This window comes from Microbulbifer sp. ABM4_008 (assembly GCF_056311705.1).
The window spans coordinates 1,249,081-1,266,279 of record NZ_CM149970.1 but is presented as its reverse complement, the minus strand read 5'-3'; the positions used below and the strand labels follow the sequence as shown (position 1 = coordinate 1,266,279).

Genomic DNA, 17,199 nt, shown 5'->3' with positions numbered 1-17,199 from the left:
CCGTCGAGCACACCAGTCAACGGATCACTCCCTTTGTCCCCCCTTCCTCAGGTATCCTCTAGGAAACAAGAAGGAGGAGCCTAAAGATCATGAACCGGCTAATAAAAATTGTCGCAGCGATGTTTATCGCCAGCCCTGCGCTCGCTGATAACCAACTACCCAATTTTAGTTACGAGGATGTATTTAACCTCGAATACGCGAGTAGCCCTCAGTTCAGCAGTGACGGGAAAAGTATTTATTACGTCCGCAACTCAATGAACAAAATGAAAGACGGCAAGCGCGCGAACCTTTGGCGTATCGGTACCGATGGCAAAGATCACCGCCCTCTGACCTCTGGAGACTACTCCGATTACTCCCCACAGCTATCTCCAGACGGGAAGACCATCGCTTTTATCAGCACCCGCAGTGGCAGCCCGCAGATCCACCTGCTGTGGTTAGATAATGGCCAGAATCTGCAGATTACTCACCTGCCAAAATCCCCCTCCAATATCCAGTGGTCACGGGATGGTAAGCAAATAGCTTTCACTATGTTCGTACCGGAAAGCAAACCTCTGCCAGTACAGCTCCCCAGTGCCCCGGAAGGCGCAGAGTGGGCTAAGCCACCACAGTTTATCGACAGCAGTATTTATCGTTCAGATGGCATGGGCTATTTAAAGCAGGGGCATGTACAGGTTTTTGTGATCCCTCGAGAGGGCGGTACCCCTCGCCAGCTTACCGAAGGCGAGTACGATCATCACAGCAGTCTCGCCTGGAGTAAAAATAACGATGCAATTTACTTCTCAGCCAATCGTCATCCCGATCACGAAATCGAGCTGATGAACTCGGAAATTTACAAGGTGAGCCTACAAAACGGCAGTATCGAGCAAATTACCGAACGTTATGGTCCCGACCATCACCCGCAGATGTCTCCAGATGGTACGAAGCTGGCCTATTTAGGCTTTGAGGATCAAAAGCTCGGATACCAACAACATACTCTGCGCGTCCTGGATCTCAATAGCGGGAAGTCCCGTAAAATAAAAACTGCCAAGGATCGCAGCATCTCCAACTTCCACTGGCTGGGCGATAGCAAGCGAATTGCCTATAGCTACGACGATCACGGCTCCACCAAAATTGCCATCAAGAAAATTGGTTCCAGCGAAACCCTAATGGCCAGCGACGCTGGAGGCCTTTCGCTGGGACGCCCATACTCCGGTGCCAATTTTGCAGTCTCCAAACGCGGGGACATCGCCTACACACAAACAACCCCTCAAAATCCCGCCGAACTGGCTCTAGCGCGCAACGGCAAAACCCAGGCACTCACCGAGCTCAATGGCGACCTGATGCCACTGCGCGAGATGGCAAATATTGAGGAGATCAACTACAAATCGAGCTTTGATGGCCGAGATGTTCAGGGCTGGGTCGCTTACCCACCCAATTTCGATCCCGAGAAGAAATATCCCCTTCTATTGGAAATTCACGGTGGCCCCTTCTCTAATTACGGCCCCAGATTTGCCGCCGAAGTCCAGTTATTTGCCGCTGCTGGGTACGTTGTTCTGTACACTAACCCCCGCGGCTCCACCAGCTACGGCCATGAATTTGCCAACTTAATTCACCATAACTACCCGAGCCAGGATTACGACGACCTGATCTCTGGCGTCGACGCTGTAATTTCTCAAGGTTATATTGATGAAGAGCAGTTATTTGTTACTGGTGGCAGCGGCGGAGGCACGTTGACAGCCTGGATCATTGGTAAAACTGACCGTTTTAGGGCCGCTGTTGTCGCCAAGCCTGTCATCAACTGGGAAAGCTTTGTCTTAACTGCCGATTATTCCAGATTCTTTACCAGCTATTGGTTCTCAGGGATGCCCTGGGAGAAACCTGAGGAATACCGGCGTCGCTCACCGCTCACCTATGTCGGAAACGTTACCACTCCCACTATGCTCTTAACCGGGGAAGAGGACTACCGCACACCGATGTCGGAAACAGAGCAGTTTTATCAAGCACTAAAACTTAATGACGTTGATGCTGCCATGGTTCGCATTCCGGGGGCATCCCACAGTATCGCTGCCAGGCCAAGCCAGCTAGTGGCAAAAGTTGCATCGATTTTATATTGGTTTGATAAACATAATCCCAACCAAGAAAGCGAAGACCTTGTAGCAAGATAAATAACCATTCAATTTGTTATATTTTGACACTTTATTTCCAGTGGGCTCTTTGAGCCCACTGAGTAATCTTGTTACTAGTGTCATTTGTACCGCATAATCTCTTAAACAACAGACATGGACGAGATCATGCGCAAACTAATATTTCTACTATTTCTCTGGCCCACCTTAGTCCTCTCTAGTCAAATTCCCTTAAATGACTTAATACGTCATGCTGATATAGAAGAAGTTAAAATCTCACCAACAGGTACACATATAGCAATACGAAAACTCCACGAAGGTGAGAGAGTGCTTATTTTCATGTCTTTGGAAACAAGGAAAGTTACAGGTCTTTTACGTTTTCGCGGTGAGGAAGAGGTAGGAGATTTTTTCTGGGCCAACCATGAGCGGGTTGTTGCTGAGATAGTGTCCAGACAAACCTCACTGGAAACTCCTGTCACTTATGGTTCGCTTTATGCAGTCAATTACGACAATACGAAAGCCAAAAATATTTTTGGTCACTCAAGTGGTGAAATGCAAACTGGCACTCGCTTTAAAAAAGCTAAAGCCACATATGCACACGCTGACTTGGTAGATCCTCTAATCCATAAAGATAAAAAGATACTGATATCCACACGCCCATGGGCTCAAAACCAAGAAGCTATTGGAGAGATTTTAGAGCTAGATATCTACAGTGGTATCAAGAAAAAAGTAGCTCGACTTCCAGAGGTTGACGGGGTTGTTCACACAGATAATGCAGGTAATATAGTATTTGCCACTGGCACACATGAAGAAGGTTATCAGCAGCTTTATCAAATGACTGATAATGGTTGGAAGTTAGTAGACCAACCTGTATTAAAAAATGGCACACCTGTTGGTTCAGACTCAACAACCAATGAGTTCTACCTATCGATATATCACAGTGACAACACTGAACAACTTATTAAATTAGATACCAAGTCAATGGAATTCAAGTCTGTATTCCAGCATGAAATTTCAGATATCGAAGGCATCATTTATAACCCCAAAGATTTAAGACCACTTGGAGTGTATCTCCACCCAGACTACCCTGAGGAATATTTCTTTGATGATGGCGATGGATTTTCTGCATATTTCCGCGGCCTAAAAAAGGCCTTTGATGGATACAACCTTCTATTTACAAGCTTTACAACTGACGGTTCCTTAGGGGTATTAAGAGTATATGGCGACAGGCTTCCTGGAGATTATTTCTTAGTTAATACTAAAACCAAAAAAGTTGACTTCCTAATTTCCTCATCAGAGTGGCTAGACCCACAAGCACTCAATCCAATGGTTGCAGATTCATTTATAACTGACGACAAGCTTCGCATTGGCACCTACTTAACATTCCCCAAGAAGAGAAAAGAAAGACTGCCAATGGTCGTAATTCCTCACGGCGGGCCGCACTCTCGTGATTATTGGAATTACAACCAAACCGCTCAAATATTGTCTATGAACGGTTACTTGGTTCTGCAAATGAATTTTCGAGGCTCAACGGGATACGGTGGAGGGTTCTATACCGCTGGAGAGAAGGAATGGGGCAATAAGATTCAACAGGATATTGCCGATTCAGTAATGTGGGCGATAGAAAAAGGTTACGCTGATCCTGAGCGTATATGTATCTATGGTGCAAGCTTCGGTGGCTACTCGGCACTTATGAATCCAATTCGCCACCCCAGTCTCTACAAGTGTGCGGCAGGTTATGTTGGTATATATAACTTAGAAATGATGTATACAAAAGGGGATATCAAGCAGAGGGATCGCGGAATTGCTTACTTAAACCGAGAACTCAGCAGGGATAAAAATTTCCTCAATGAAAACTCCCCCCTTTACAGCTTGGAAAAGCTTAATTTGCCGATATTTTTGATTCATGGTGAAGAAGACCAAAGGGCTCCCTTTGAACACGCAAAAGCCATGGTGAAAGAGTTCAAAAAAATGAACAAGCCTGTTAAAACTTTATTTGTGAAAAGAGAAGGCCACGGGTTCTACACAGAAGAAAATAATATGAAACTCTATACAGAACTTCTTGAGTTTTTAGACGAGCATATAGGTGTTGGAGCGGCCGAAAAACAGCCCAGCAGAGGGTAGAGTATTAAACTGATAATGTAGCCCCAATCAACCAGGGGCTACATGTTCTCTATTTCGCGATCACCTAAAAAGACTCTCACTCAACCATGATCGCGATACGCCTTCCACTTCTTCATATGACGATCCTTTTTTTCAGCCTTCAGGGTTTCCAGCTTGGCGAGCTGCTCATCTGTTAATACAGACTCAAATTGAGTACGCATCTGGTTGCGGCTCTGCATTTTAGCGACTTCCAGTTTGCCAATCTCCGCCCCCAGGCTTGCCAGTGTTTGCTGATCGGCACCGGAACGAATTGCTTCACGCAACTCTTCATACGCTTTGTGCATTTCTTCGCGCTTAGCTATTTTTCCTTCACGGTTGGACTTGCGAAGCTCCTTCAGTTGATCCTTTTGAGCTTCCGTCAGGTCCAGCTCTTTAGCAATTTTTTCTGGTCCATGGCCGCGACCTTCCATACGTCCTTTACCATCACATGCCATGCCAACGGCTGGTACTGCTACAACGCCAGCCAAAGCCAAACTACCTACTACAGTTTTCCAGTTTTTCATCGTTCAACCCTCTCGTTTGCATTCAGTAAGTACATAGTAAGTGGGCGCCGTGTAAACGGGGGATAACTGTGGTAAACCTTTGTTAAGAACTCACAACAAGCGCTTTTTATAATAAATACAGCTTACAAAATGCACCGACTGTAAACAAACTTTCAAATTAATGGTTGTGAAGGGAAATAAAAGAGAGGGGTAGAATTTAAATTAGAAATTTAATCCGGAAGTTATACAGGGCTGACCAGTATAACTTCCACAACATCGAAAAGTTTTTAATGGAGAGCGGCTGAGGAGGGGTTTTGTTTCGTATCCACATCTTCCAGTGAGTGAGTCAGAACAAAGTAATAAACAACCTGCTCACGCCCCTGGACTTCTGCTACCAGGTCAAAGTTGTACTCTCCCCGCTCCCCGGGAGAAATACGCACAGCGGCTATATGTTCAGGCTCAATAAACAGCTCGGCGACGGGTCGTTTACCACGCATTACCTGAACCAACTTGGTACGGGCATCTTCAGCGGTGAAGCGCCAGTGGTAGTCATCATCATCGTATACTACCGAATCACTACTTCCGGCCCTGACGATGCAATTTGTATGCTCTGCCAGCCAGGGCCAAAACTCGCTGAACAACAGGGAGTTTTTCATAACGAATCAGTCATCCAGCTCAAGAACATCACTGTCAAGCGCAAGCTCTTCAGCTATTTGCTGGCACCAGCGATTCAGCCGCTCTGTGGTCAGCTCTTCCTGCTGGTCTTCATCAATAGCCAGGCCGACAAACTTTGCTCCACCTTCGACTTCAGCTTTTGAGGCTTCATACTCGTAGCCTTCAGTGGACCAGTGACCGACTATAGTGGCTCCTTTTTCCACAATAACATCGTGGAGCATGCCCATCGCATCCAGGAAATAGTCGCCGTACCCAAATTGGTCTCCCAGGCCAAATAAAGCGACGGTCTTTCCGCTAAAATCGATTTCCTGCACATCCTCCCAGAACTCTTCCCAGTCAGATTGAATCTGACCAAAGTCCCAGGTAGGGATTCCAAAGATAAGATACTGATAATTAGCAATATCCAACTGGGTGACATCGGCAATATCAAACAGGTCTACATTGTCTTCGCCAAGGCGGGCGCGGATGCGCAAAGCTACAGACTCGGTATTACCCTCATCACTGCCATAGAACAAGCCGATTTTACTCACAGTCAACCCTCTCCGCCCAATCCGGGCCGCTACATACTAAATTACAAGGCGGCGTATTCTCCCAGCAATAACCGGGCTCAGCAAGTTACCTATCTGATCAGGTTTCGGCAGGAATAAAGAAAAATGCCCCCGGGGCAGCGGGGGCTAAGGGTTATGAACCTGCTGGGCCTTGGGGAAGGGTGCACCCAGCGGATCGCACAAGGAGTCTTTGGTTGGGGGGCCTAGGACTCTGAATCCTGGCTTGCAGAGCTTTCATCGCGCCGTTTCATTTGGCGCGCTTTGCGCTCACTCTTTAGCTGCTCTAGCTTGGCCTTCTGCTCATCAGTCAGAATGGCCTTAAACTGTTCTTTCATTTCGTTGCGGTTCTGCATCTCCTGAAGCTTTAGCTTGCCTAGCTCTTCGCCCAATTGATCCAGTGTCGCCTGGTCAGCGCCCGACTCAATCGCCGCATTTAATTCCTTGCGCAGCTCGATCATTTGCTCGCGCTGTGCCATTCTCGCCTCGCGGTTGCTCTCCCGGTTGGCCTTTAACTGTGCCTGCTGGCCTTCGGTCAACTCAAGCTGGCGGACCATATATTCAAATCCACGCCCCTGACCACCTTCACCACCGCCGAAAGCAAGTGCCGCAGGGGCAACCAGAACACCTACCAAGGCCAAGCTTCCCATTGCTTGTTTCCAGTGTTTCATTCCTACGTCCTCATGTTCGCGTTCAGTGACTACATAGTAAGCCCAGCTTGTGTAAACGGGGGAAAACACCGGTAAACATTTGTTAAGAACGGTAAAAAGCCCTATCGCCAGCGGTAACCAGCGCCAGCGCTTTGCATATAATGGCCACACAGAAACTGAGAGAACGCCATGAGCCGCATCCTTTTAATCGACGATGACACCGAACTCACCGACTTGCTAAGGGAGTACCTTACCGGAGAGGGTTTTCAGGTAACCGCAGCCAATGATGGTGGCCGGGGACTAGAGCTCGCCCAGAGCGAGAGCTTTGACGCTCTGGTTCTGGACGTCATGCTGCCCGTTCACAATGGCTTTGAAGTACTGCGCAAACTTAGGGAGGAGGCGTCAGCAGCAAGCCGCTCCCTACCGGTTTTGATGCTTACTGCAAAGGGGGACACTGTGGATCGTATCGTCGGCCTGGAAATGGGTGCCGACGACTACCTGCCCAAACCCTGCAATCCCAGGGAATTGGCGGCCCGACTGCGCGCAGTACTCCGCCGCGGCCGAGTCGAAGCTGAAGAGAGCGACGACACTCTTAGCAGCGGCCAGATTCGACTACTGCCTGCAGAGCATCAGGGTTATTGGAACGATCAGGCTTTGGCTCTGACTGGCGCAGAGTTCGCCGTGCTCAAGGTACTGGTTCAGCATGCCGGCGAAGTGGTTGGCAAAGAGGTTCTCACTGAAAGTGCCCTTGGCCGTAAGCTGATGCCCTACGACCGCTCCATTGATGTCCATGTCAGTAACATTCGCAAGAAGCTCGCGGATAAAGGTGCCAGCCGCGACCTAATTATCAATATCCGAGGTGCCGGATACATGCTCACCCAGAGCAAGCAGTAGGTTTTCCACGATGCGCAGTCTCTTCTGGAAAATGTTCTTTGGGGCCTGGATCACCGCCATGGTGATGGTTGTAGCCGCCATTTACATTACCCACTTCGGTGAATTCGGCGATCCCCGACAAGAGGAACGCTGGGAGGGCCCCGCCCTTTTTCGCGAGGTCATGCGAAATATGCGAATCGCCCGCCGTCACGGTCCCGAACAATTCCAGCACTGGCTCGAGAAAGCCCCCAAAAAAGTCAAACGGCGGGTTTATGCGGTTGATCAACAAGGCAACGACATCCTCGGTCGCGAAGTGCCATCAAATATGGGCTCGTTGATCGACAGTCTTGATTACCGCAATCGCGAAGCTCACAAACTGGTAAATAACAAGCCCACTGTAGGCTTCTTCCTGCCGCTGCGCACCGGAGACCCCTTGCGTATCGTCGTCGTTGCTGGGGATAGCAAGGAAGGCCTATTGCTGCGCTTCCTGTGGCGCAATTTCTGGCCGATGTTGCTGCTCTCCATGATCGCCTCGGGTCTAGCCTGCTACTGGCTGGCCCGCTACCTGAGCCGCCCACTGGAACAGCTGAGCGCCGCCACCAAGCGCGTCGCTGCCGGCGAACTGGACTACCGCGTGACCCCGTCCCTAAAGTCTCGAAATGATGAACTGACTGACCTGGCCCTGGACTTCGACTCCATGACCGCCCAGCTTCAAGAATCGATGTCCGAGCAGCGCCGCCTGATCAAGGATGTCTCCCACGAACTGCGCTCGCCACTAGCGCGCCTGCAAGTGGCACTGGCCATCGCCCGCCAAAAGCAAATAAACGGGCTCGACACAGAACTGGATAAAATCGGCAAGGCAGCGGACTACCTGGAAGATATTATTGCCGACGTGCTATCACTTCCTATTAGCAGCCAGGAACAGCGCCCCCTGGATGACGTAGTGGAAGTGAATGCCCTGATAAGCGCCCTGACGGAAGACCTCCACAGCGAAGCTGCTGACAAAGAGCTATCCTTTGAAATTCGCTCCGAAGGGGAAGAGCTCCTTGTCGCAACCCGGGGCAGCTCCCTGACCGCTGCCCTGGAGAACATCCTGCGCAACGCAATCAAGTACAGCCCCGAGCACGGCCGGGTCAAGGTGTCGATTAAAGAATCCTCAGATTCCTGCACCATCTCAGTCATTGACTCAGGTTCCGGCGTGGCAGATGAGGAATTGGAGGCTATTTTCCGCCCCTTCTATCGCACAGATAGTGCACGCACCCGGGAAAGTGGTGGCTTTGGACTGGGACTCGCTATCGCCCAGCGCACCATCCTGCATCACCAGGGAAGCATCAGCGCCAAAAACAGCCGGGATGCGGGCCTGTGTGTTGAGATTAAGCTCCCCCTGCTACATATTGCCGACGATTAAGCATCGCAGCAGCTAATATAAGCATCTCTACCGCCAGAGTTTTCTGGCGGTTGCTTCCTTGCACCCGCAAATAGCAAAGGAACCCGCTATGCGCTGGATTATTTATATTCTTATTGCCCTGGTAATTCTCGTGCTCGCGGGATACTTATTCCCACGCGAAGTCACTGTTCATCGCAGCGTATTTATCAACAAACCACCACAAGTGGTTTTCCCCTACGTTAATAATTTCCACAAATTCAACGAGTGGTCCCCATGGCGCCACATCGACCCCTCGGTACTCTATGAGTACAGCGGTCCCCAGGAAGGCGTCGGCGCCAAAATGAGTTGGCGCGGCGAAAACTCCAAAGCCGGAAGCGGTAGTCAAACTATCTTCGCCAGCAAGCGAGATTCTGTAGTCGCCACCAAGCTGGATTTTGGTGATGGCAGCCAGGCCACGGCAGAATTCCAGCTGGAACCAAAGGATGGCGGCACCCTTCTTACCTGGAACTTCCACAGCGATACCGGCGGTGGTCCCAGAGAACGCTGGATGGGCCTTGCAGTGAAAAAAATGGTGGGAGAGTCTTATGAACAAGGGTTGGAAAAACTTAAAAACCTGGTTGAAACAGCACCGGAAAATAGCACCTCCGACGGAACCTCCACCGATTCAGTTTCAGATATTCCATCCGATGTAGATGATGCAATGGGTGATGGCCCTCAGGGTGTCCCCAGTGAACTGCGAGACCAGAATGAAGAGGAAGCAGGAGAAACACAGGAAAACCAGCAGTAACACTCAGCAATTAAGAGTAGCGATTACTGAAATACAAAAAAGCCCGCAATTTGCGGGCTTTTTCTGTTTAAACCGACTTCGGTCGATTGCGCCGAGCAGCCGGTGCTGGCGACTTGCGCAACTTCCTGCGCTGGCGCTCCAGGTTTTGTTTCTCACCCTGGGTCAATGGGCGCTGGCCCAGTTTCGGCATTCCCGCCGTTACGCAGAGGTCATCGATCTCGCGGGGCTCCATCTCAATCCACTGCCCGACGCGCACATGGGAGGGAATAAAGACGCTGCCGTAGCGCACACGCTTCAAGCGGCTAACTCTAACTCCCTGGGACTCCCACAGACGACGCACCTCGCGGTTGCGGCCCTCCATCACTACACAGTAGAACCAGCGGTTTTTACCTTCACCACCACTCTCTACGATGTCGGTAAAGCGCGCCGACCCATCATCCAACAACACGCCCTTGAGCAGACGCCGCCTCATTTCCTCATCCACATCACCCTGGATTCGAACCAAGTATTCGCGGTCGATTACCGAGGAGGGATGCATTAATTTATTGGCCAGCTCTCCGCTATTGGTAAACAGCAGCAAACCACTGGTATTGAAATCCAGGCGCCCAACAGAAATCCAGCGGCCGGTTTTCAGTCTCGGCAGGCGATCGTAGACCGTCGGGCGGCCTTCCGGGTCGTGGCGGGAGCATATTTCTCCAACCGGTTTGTTGTAGAGTATTACCCGGCAGCGATTCTGCTCTGCCGAAGGCAGCCGGCTACCATCAAACTCGATATGATCCGCGTCAGTTACGCGCTCGCCAAGCTCCGCCACTTTTCCATTTACGGTTACGCGGCCCGCATCAATTGCGCGCTCCATTTCACGGCGCGAACCGAGGCCGGTGCGCGCTAATACTTTCTGTAATTTCTCGCCTGCTGGCGGGGTACCATCACTCATGGGGTGGTGCTTTCCACTTGTACTACTTCTTTGGAATCTTCATCGACATCAGCATTTGCCTCCACCGACTCCTCGGCGACCTCTTCAGCTGTGTCGTCTTCGGCAAACATACTGCTGGGTGGTAACGTTGCCGTTAGAGAGTTCTCGCTCTCTTCTTCTGCTTGCAGCGATTCAGCGCTGCTTCCCTCATCACTGTGAAGTTCACTCTCTTCACTTAGATCAACATTTACATCCAACTCCGAATTACCTTCAGAGTCTTCCTGCTCCATTTCCCACTGGATCTCTGCTGCCGCAGTTTCCACTGGATCTTCCTCTGCATCCGTCTCGGCGGGCACTGCATCGGCATCTACTCCGGGCTCAGACTCGGTCTCGGTCTCGGCGTCTGATGCTTCAGCAGCAACTTCCTCAGCCAAAGCCTCTACCAGGGCATCGTCTATATCTTCGTGTTCAGCCGCAGGGGCTTCAGTAGAGGATTCTGCCTCGGTGTCTTGCCCTGACTCAGAATCTTCCAAAGCACCATTGTCCACCTCGGACTCTCCCTCCTCGGGAACCGGCTCTGGAGGCAAACCTTCCTGCTCCAGAATCTGATTCAGACTCTCGATATCGCGGATCTCCGCCAGAGTCGGCAAATCATCCAGGGTGCTCAAATTAAAATAATCGAGAAACTCCCGGGTTGTTGCGTAGAGAGACGGCTTACCGGGCACGTCCCGCTGCCCCACAACTTTAATCCAACCGCGCTCCAGCAGGGTTTTAACAATATGCGAACTCACCGCAACGCCGCGGATATCCTCGATATCACCACGGGTTACCGGCTGTCGATAAGCGATAATGGCGAGGGTCTCCAAGGTTGCACGGGAATACCGTTGCGCCTTTTCCTCCCACAGCCGATTCACCCATGGAGCCAGGTCTTCCGGCACTTGAAAACGCCAACCACTCGCGACTTTCTTCAGTTCAAACCCTCGGTCAGCACAACTCTGGGCGATTTCTTCAAGCACATCTCTCAGGGTAGTCTTGGAGGGTTGCTCTTCCTCGTCCAGCAAAGACAACAGTTTTTCTTCACTGAGAGGCTGACCAGCAGCCAACAGGGCGCCTTCGACGATTTTGCGCAGTAATTCGGGGGCGATTGTCATCTTCTATTTTCTAACTCGAATACATTTCCGACGCTTTATCCGAGGCCTCTACAGCGTCCTCTGGATCTTCAACCTCTTCGAGAGTCTGATCCTCAAGCTCGCTATCAGCACCGTCTTCGCTTTCACTGCTGTGGGTAGCAGCGCGAGCTCGCACGTGGATCGGGCCAAATGCTTCATTCTGCACCAGCTCCACCAGAGACTCTTTTACCAGCTCCATCACCGCCAGGAAGGTCACTACGACACCGAGGCGACCCTCCTCAACGGTAAACAGGCTGACAAAGGGCACAAACTGGCCGTGGCGGATCTTATCCAGCACCTGGGTCATACGCTCGCGGGTGGACAACTTCTCCCGCTCAACCTGGTGGCTCTCAAACATATCCGCACGCCGCAGCACATCAGCCAAGGCGACCAGGACTTCTTTCAAGTCAATTTCAGGATCGGGGCGTGTGATACTGCGATCGGGAGCCTCTGCATTGGCCTGATGGACATCCCGGCCAACACGGGGGATCTCATCGAGATCCTCAGCCGCAGTTTTGAAACGCTCATACTCCTGCAAACGGCGAATCAGAGCCGCCCGGGGGTCCTCGCCTTCTTCCTCCTCCGCTTCAGGCGGTCGCGGCAACAGCATCCGCGACTTTATTTCCGCCAACATAGCGGCCATTACCAGATACTCGGCGGCCAAGTCAAAGCGAATTGCCGTCATCATCTCCACATACGCCATATATTGATGGGTAATGTCGGAGACGTTGATCTCGAGAATATCCAGGTTTTGGCGGCGAATCAGGTATAGCAGGAGATCCAGAGGCCCCTCGAAAGCCTCCAGAACAACTTCCAAAGCATCTGGTGGAATAAAGAGATCCTGCGGGAGGTCGTTAAAGATTTCGCCCTGCACCAAAGCCAGGGGGGAATCCTCATCCGAGTCCTGGCCCTGCGATTCCGCATCGCCAGCCTGGGCAGGAGCTTCATCATCGCTCGCCGCAACCTCGGCCAGCACTTGCTCCTCGACCTCTGCTAGTAACTCATCACTGGACACCCTGCCCCACCCTCAATCGTGCAAACGCGCGATTATACACGGCGCCGCAGCTTTCAGCCGAGTATTTCGTCAGTTGCCCCACATCCCTGACGAATCAGTTGGGGCTCATCACCCGTCAGGTCGATCACGGTGGTGGGCTCCAACCCGCAGAAACCGCCATCGATAACCAATTCCACCTGGTGCTCCAGGGTATCGCGGATATCGTAAGGTTCGGTTAGGGGCTGTTCTTCGCCGGGCATAATCAGGCTACAGCTCATCAACGGCTCGCCCAATTCTTCAATCAGGGCCAGGGCGATGGGATTATCCGGCACGCGAATACCGATGGTCTTGCGCTTCGGATGAATTAACCTGCGCGGCACTTCGGCGGTCGCCGGCATAATAAAGGTATAGGAACCCGGCGTATGATTCTTTAACAGCCTAAACATCTGGTTGTCGACCTTGGCATAGGTCGCCAGCTCCGATAGGTCTCGGCACATCAATGTGAAGTTGTGCTGCTTGTCCAGCTGGCGCACTCCTCGAATGCGCTCAACCGCCAGCTTCTCTCCCAGTCGACAGCCTATGGCGTAAGCTGAATCGGTGGGAAAAACAATAACGCCCCCTTGGGCGACGATCTCTGCTGCCTGAGTGATCAGGCGGCCTTGAGGATTATCCGGATGAATCTGAAAAAACTGCGCCACAAAGCCCCCCAAAAGCCTTACCGATTGAAAATACCTCACTGCCATCCACCAGGCTTAAAGCCGGGCGATGGCCCCCAATTCACAAGCCGGAATCAGGGCAGCGAAACGTGACCCCGCTGTTCCCGGTGCAGAGTGTGCCACAGATTCCACACCGGCTCGACGTCTGCGGGCAACCTGACACAACCCAATTCACGCCAGGGCTGCTCCGGCTGGTGAAAATCGCTGCCAAGAGAGCAATATGGCATCGACTTGCCCGCTGCTTCCGCAGCCGAGAGTAACAATTTCTTTAACTCTCGGGTCTGTGTCGGGTTTTGCCGACCGCACAGCAGCTCTACCGCATCCCCATTTTCTTCAAGAAAAGCTCCCAGCAGTCGCAATAACTGGGTGCGCGTCAATCCGTACTTAAGCGGGTGGGCTAATACCGCATAACCACCAGCACTGTGAATAGTGGCGATGGTCTCACTCAACTGGGGCCACTCAACTCTCACATCTCCTACTTTGCCAGCCCCCAGGTAACGCTTAAACGCCTTACCGGTATCGTCTATATGCCCAGCTTCCACCAGCCATCGTGCGAAATGGGGCCTACCCAGTACCGAGTCGCCCGCCAGGGCACGCCCACCCTCCAAGGCACCGCTAAAACCACGCTTTTCCAGCTTCTCCGCGATACGCTCTGCCCGTTCCTCGCGCAACTGCTCACGCAGCTGAATGGCTTCTTGCAGAGGCCCCGATTCGGGATTGATGTTCAGGCCTACAATATGTACGGGTCTGCGCCCCCAAAGACTGGAGAACTCAATCCCCGCAACTACATCTACGCCCAAACAGTCACCTTCCTGTTGAGCCTCAGGCACACCATCCACCGTATCGTGGTCGGTCAGGGCGAGCATCGTCACACCTTGGGATTTCGCTCTCGACACCAGCTGCGCAGGACTTAAAATACCGTCAGACGCGGTACTGTGGCAGTGCAGATCTACCAGGTCTGTATTCAAATCGGCTGAAAGGGTCTTCAACAACAGGCTCTCACTCAGTTCGACGATGAAAAAGATCGCCATATCCGTCTTTTCAGGAACAATCGCCCTATTGCGCTGTCTATGCGGCACTCGGCGTTTTCAGGGATAAGGCCCGAACTAGCAGTCACTCACAGGTGACTCGCCAGGGCCGAAGTCTGACAGTAGTTTTGTCAGCGGGGAAATTGAACGGGCTATCAGCCCCATCAGTTTCCAGCGGGCATTATCACCGGAATTGAGTATGACCGAAACGAATTCGACCACGACATCTCCCGAGAAGCCTAAAAAGGAAGGGTTTCTCAGCAATATCGCCTTCAATGTCATTATTCCGACATTGATACTGACCAAACTTTCCGGGGATGACTGGTTGGGCCCAACCTGGGCATTGATAGTGGCCCTGGCCTTCCCACTGGGTTATGGCCTTCGCGACCTGCTGCGCCTAGGCAAGGTCAATTTCTTCTCAGCCCTCGGGTTTATTGGCATCCTGCTCACTGGCGGCATCAGCTTGCTCAAGCTGGACCCGCAGTATATTGCGATTAAGGAAGCTGCAATCCCTGGCCTACTGGGTGTTGCAACGGCACTATCCGTTTATACCCGCTGGCCGCTGGTCAAAACCCTGCTTTACAACGATCAAATCCTGAATACGACAAAGATCGCCGAGTCATTACAGGCCAATGGTAACCAGCCAGCCTTCGACCGCACCTTGCGCCAGACTTCATGGATCGTTGCCGGGTCATTCTTTTTCTCCTCGGCACTGAATTACATTCTCGCCAAAATGATCGTCACCAGCCCGCCGGGCACCGAGGCCTATAACACCGAACTTGGCGAAATGACCGCCTATGGATATCTGGTTATTGCGATCCCATCAACCCTGATTCTGATGGGTGCACTCTTTTTCCTGTTCTCCCGTATCGGCAAGCTGACCGGGTTGAAACTGGAAGAAGTGATGGTTGCGCAATAACACCTTAAAAAAACTAACAAGAGCATTAAAAACAATGTGGTACGCAATCATCAGTGAAGATGTTAGCGATAGTCTCCCTTTACGCAAAAAAGCCCGCGCCGGTCATTTGGCCCGACTCAACCTTCTAAAAGATGAAGGCCGTCTCCTGGCCGCCGGCCCAAATCCCAGCATCGACAGTGAAGAGCCCGGTGAAGCCGGCTTTACCGGTAGCCTGGTAATTGCTGAGTTCCCCTCTTTGGAAGAGGCCAAAGCCTGGGCTGACAGTGACCCCTATATCGAAGCAGGCGTCTATGCATCGGTTACAGTCAAGCCCTACAAGCTTGTACTGCCCTGATAAAAACTCTAACTAACAAGCTGCATCACAATGAAGAAATTACTGTCCGGTGTGCTCGCTGTAGCGCTGTTGAACTCAGCACCAGCGGCACTTGCAGCGGAGACCCGCTATATTACCGACCAACTTCACGTGCCCATGCGCTCCGGCAAAGGCAATGAATTCCGGATTCTGCACCGCGGCCTGGCCAGCGGTACCGAACTGGCCCTGCTCGAAGATGCCGCCTCGGACGGCTGGGCAAAAGTGCGCACCCCCAACGGCACTGAGGGCTGGATCAGACGCCAATACCTTGTCAGTGAGCCCGTGGCAAAACTAAAGCTGGCAACCGCAGAAGCCAACTTGGCCCGCTTTGAAAAAATGGAAGGCAACCTGGGGGGAGAAGTTCGCCGGTTGGAGACAGAAAACGGCGAATTGAATAGCGCCCTGACTTCTGCCCAGCAGCAGAGCCAGGAATTGGCCGCCGAACTCAAGAGCCTGAAGTCCCTTTCTGCCGACGCAATTTCGCTCAACGATCGCCACCAAAAGCTCCTGCATCAGTACGAGTTGCTGAAACAGGAAAAAAGCATGGCGGAGGCGGAAATTCAGCGCCTGTCCGGTAGCGATGCCCGCAAGTGGCAAGTGTACGGTGCCCTATCCGTTGTATTAGGCGCTATTCTGGCGATGATTGCCCCCCATGTGCGCCCGCGCAAACGCAATTCCGAATGGGCCAACTGATCTCCCTCGCTACAACCAAAATCGCTTACTATACGCCTGTGGGAATGCTGAAAAGCATCCCTCAGGCAGCGATATTCAAATACTTTCTCTCTACCTATAACCATTCGCTGGCACAGTAGTAAACCGATTACCCCCGGACACTCAAAGGACACGGATGATGCGTAAATTAGTTATTTTTCTTTTCTGTACTCTATTCAGCCTTCCGCTATTTGCCCAAAACCCTCAGGTGAAACTAGAAACTGATCTTGGGGTTATTCGTATCGAGCTATATGCCAAGCAAGCACCAGTCACCGTAGAGAACTTCCTCGCTTATACCGATAGCGGCTTCTACGATGGAATTATCTTTCACCGTGTTGTGCCTGGATTTGTCGTCCAAGCCGGTGGTTTCACTTTTGATTTCCAAAGAAAAGAAACTCGCGAGGCTATCGCCAACGAGTCAGCTAACGGACTCCAAAACCTGCGTGGCACTCTCTCCATGGCACGCACAAATGATCCCGATAGTGCCACGTCCCAGTTTTTTATTAACTTGGTCGATAACACCCGCCTGGATGCCAGCGAGGATAAGCCTGGCTACGCAGTTTTTGGCAAGGTTATCGAGGGAATGGATATCATAGAAAAAATTGAGCGGGAACCCCGAGGCCTTTATCGCAGGCACCCAGAGGCTCCCAATACTCCGATTCGGATTCTTTCCGCAAAACGAATTACAGCCAGCGACAACACAGTCGCTGAACACAGCAAGGGAGAATAAGCA

General features: G+C 51.7%; 18 protein-coding genes. 9 read left to right on the top strand and 9 right to left on the bottom strand.

Annotation, left to right across the window (positions count from 1 at the left end; translation table 11 throughout):
- Positions 1-89: 89 nt before the first annotated feature.
- Positions 90-2,144, top strand: a complete 2,055-nt coding sequence (locus ACYX4J_RS05525; protein WP_475709649.1) for a S9 family peptidase — start codon at positions 90-92, stop codon at positions 2,142-2,144.
- Positions 2,145-2,270: 126 nt separating this feature from the next.
- Positions 2,271-4,226, top strand: a complete 1,956-nt coding sequence (locus ACYX4J_RS05520; protein ID WP_475709648.1) for an alpha/beta hydrolase family protein — start codon at positions 2,271-2,273, stop codon at positions 4,224-4,226.
- 80 nt (positions 4,227-4,306) lie between these two features.
- Here ACYX4J_RS05520 and ACYX4J_RS05515 read toward each other — a convergent pair whose 3' ends face one another.
- From ACYX4J_RS05515 to ACYX4J_RS05500, 4 genes are all read right to left on the bottom strand, one after another.
- Positions 4,307-4,768: a Spy/CpxP family protein refolding chaperone gene (locus ACYX4J_RS05515; protein WP_476178050.1), complete on the bottom strand. Its 462-nt coding sequence runs from the start codon at positions 4,766-4,768 to the stop codon at positions 4,307-4,309.
- A gap of 266 nt (positions 4,769-5,034) precedes the next feature.
- Positions 5,035-5,403: a hypothetical protein gene (locus tag ACYX4J_RS05510; protein ID WP_444925558.1), complete on the bottom strand. Its 369-nt coding sequence runs from the start codon at positions 5,401-5,403 to the stop codon at positions 5,035-5,037.
- A 6-nt stretch (positions 5,404-5,409) separates the two neighbouring features.
- The gene (locus tag ACYX4J_RS05505; RefSeq protein ID WP_445362156.1) at positions 5,410-5,952 is read right to left on the bottom strand and encodes a flavodoxin; all 543 of its coding nucleotides are present in this window, start codon (positions 5,950-5,952) and stop codon (positions 5,410-5,412) included.
- Between the two features lie 221 nt (positions 5,953-6,173).
- Positions 6,174-6,638 (bottom strand): Spy/CpxP family protein refolding chaperone, encoded by a 465-nt coding sequence (locus tag ACYX4J_RS05500; RefSeq protein WP_444907633.1) that lies wholly within the window; start codon positions 6,636-6,638, stop codon positions 6,174-6,176.
- Positions 6,639-6,806: 168 nt separating this feature from the next.
- Between ACYX4J_RS05500 and ACYX4J_RS05495 the strand changes: the two genes are divergently transcribed.
- The 3 genes from ACYX4J_RS05495 to ACYX4J_RS05485 all read left to right on the top strand — a co-directional run bounded on the left by ACYX4J_RS05495 (position 6,807) and on the right by ACYX4J_RS05485 (position 9,664).
- On the top strand, positions 6,807-7,511 hold the full coding sequence (locus ACYX4J_RS05495; protein ID WP_413662835.1) for a response regulator: 705 nt from the start codon (positions 6,807-6,809) through the stop codon (positions 7,509-7,511).
- A gap of 10 nt (positions 7,512-7,521) precedes the next feature.
- Positions 7,522-8,898: an ATP-binding protein gene (locus tag ACYX4J_RS05490; RefSeq protein WP_444917829.1), complete on the top strand. Its 1,377-nt coding sequence runs from the start codon at positions 7,522-7,524 to the stop codon at positions 8,896-8,898.
- 88 nt (positions 8,899-8,986) lie between these two features.
- A complete protein-coding gene (locus tag ACYX4J_RS05485; protein WP_444933844.1) occupies positions 8,987-9,664 on the top strand; it encodes an SRPBCC family protein in 678 nt (225 codons plus the stop codon).
- A gap of 67 nt (positions 9,665-9,731) precedes the next feature.
- Here the strand turns inward: ACYX4J_RS05485 and rluB are convergent, their stop codons facing one another.
- The 5 genes from rluB to ACYX4J_RS05460 all read right to left on the bottom strand — a co-directional run bounded on the left by rluB (position 9,732) and on the right by ACYX4J_RS05460 (position 14,487).
- On the bottom strand, positions 9,732-10,598 hold the full coding sequence (rluB, locus tag ACYX4J_RS05480) for a 23S rRNA pseudouridine(2605) synthase RluB (protein WP_444907630.1): 867 nt from the start codon (positions 10,596-10,598) through the stop codon (positions 9,732-9,734).
- Positions 10,595-11,728: an SMC-Scp complex subunit ScpB gene (gene scpB, locus ACYX4J_RS05475; protein ID WP_476178049.1), complete on the bottom strand. Its 1,134-nt coding sequence runs from the start codon at positions 11,726-11,728 to the stop codon at positions 10,595-10,597. Before scpB ends, rluB begins: the two co-directional genes overlap by 4 nt.
- 10 nt (positions 11,729-11,738) lie before the next feature.
- Positions 11,739-12,761, bottom strand: a complete 1,023-nt coding sequence (locus ACYX4J_RS05470) for a segregation and condensation protein A (protein WP_444907628.1) — start codon at positions 12,759-12,761, stop codon at positions 11,739-11,741.
- 53 nt (positions 12,762-12,814) lie between these two features.
- Entirely contained in the window at positions 12,815-13,438 is a 624-nt protein-coding gene (locus tag ACYX4J_RS05465) for an L-threonylcarbamoyladenylate synthase (RefSeq protein ID WP_282933701.1), read from the bottom strand.
- A gap of 92 nt (positions 13,439-13,530) precedes the next feature.
- Positions 13,531-14,487, bottom strand: coding sequence for a PHP domain-containing protein (locus ACYX4J_RS05460; protein ID WP_445355947.1), 957 nt, complete (start codon positions 14,485-14,487; stop codon positions 13,531-13,533).
- 196 nt (positions 14,488-14,683) lie between these two features.
- Between ACYX4J_RS05460 and ACYX4J_RS05455 the strand changes: the two genes are divergently transcribed.
- From ACYX4J_RS05455 to ACYX4J_RS05440, 4 genes are all read left to right on the top strand, one after another.
- Positions 14,684-15,403 carry a VC0807 family protein gene (locus ACYX4J_RS05455; RefSeq protein WP_282933704.1) on the top strand — a complete coding sequence of 240 codons (720 nt, stop codon included), beginning with the start codon at positions 14,684-14,686 and terminating at the stop codon, positions 15,401-15,403.
- Between the two features lie 34 nt (positions 15,404-15,437).
- Positions 15,438-15,737: a YciI family protein gene (locus tag ACYX4J_RS05450; RefSeq protein ID WP_108734042.1), complete on the top strand. Its 300-nt coding sequence runs from the start codon at positions 15,438-15,440 to the stop codon at positions 15,735-15,737.
- Positions 15,738-15,767: 30 nt separating this feature from the next.
- The gene (locus ACYX4J_RS05445) at positions 15,768-16,448 is read left to right on the top strand and encodes a TIGR04211 family SH3 domain-containing protein (RefSeq protein WP_282933705.1); all 681 of its coding nucleotides are present in this window, start codon (positions 15,768-15,770) and stop codon (positions 16,446-16,448) included.
- A 154-nt stretch (positions 16,449-16,602) separates the two neighbouring features.
- The gene (locus tag ACYX4J_RS05440; RefSeq protein ID WP_444907626.1) at positions 16,603-17,196 is read left to right on the top strand and encodes a peptidylprolyl isomerase; all 594 of its coding nucleotides are present in this window, start codon (positions 16,603-16,605) and stop codon (positions 17,194-17,196) included.
- Positions 17,197-17,199 lie beyond the last annotated feature (3 nt).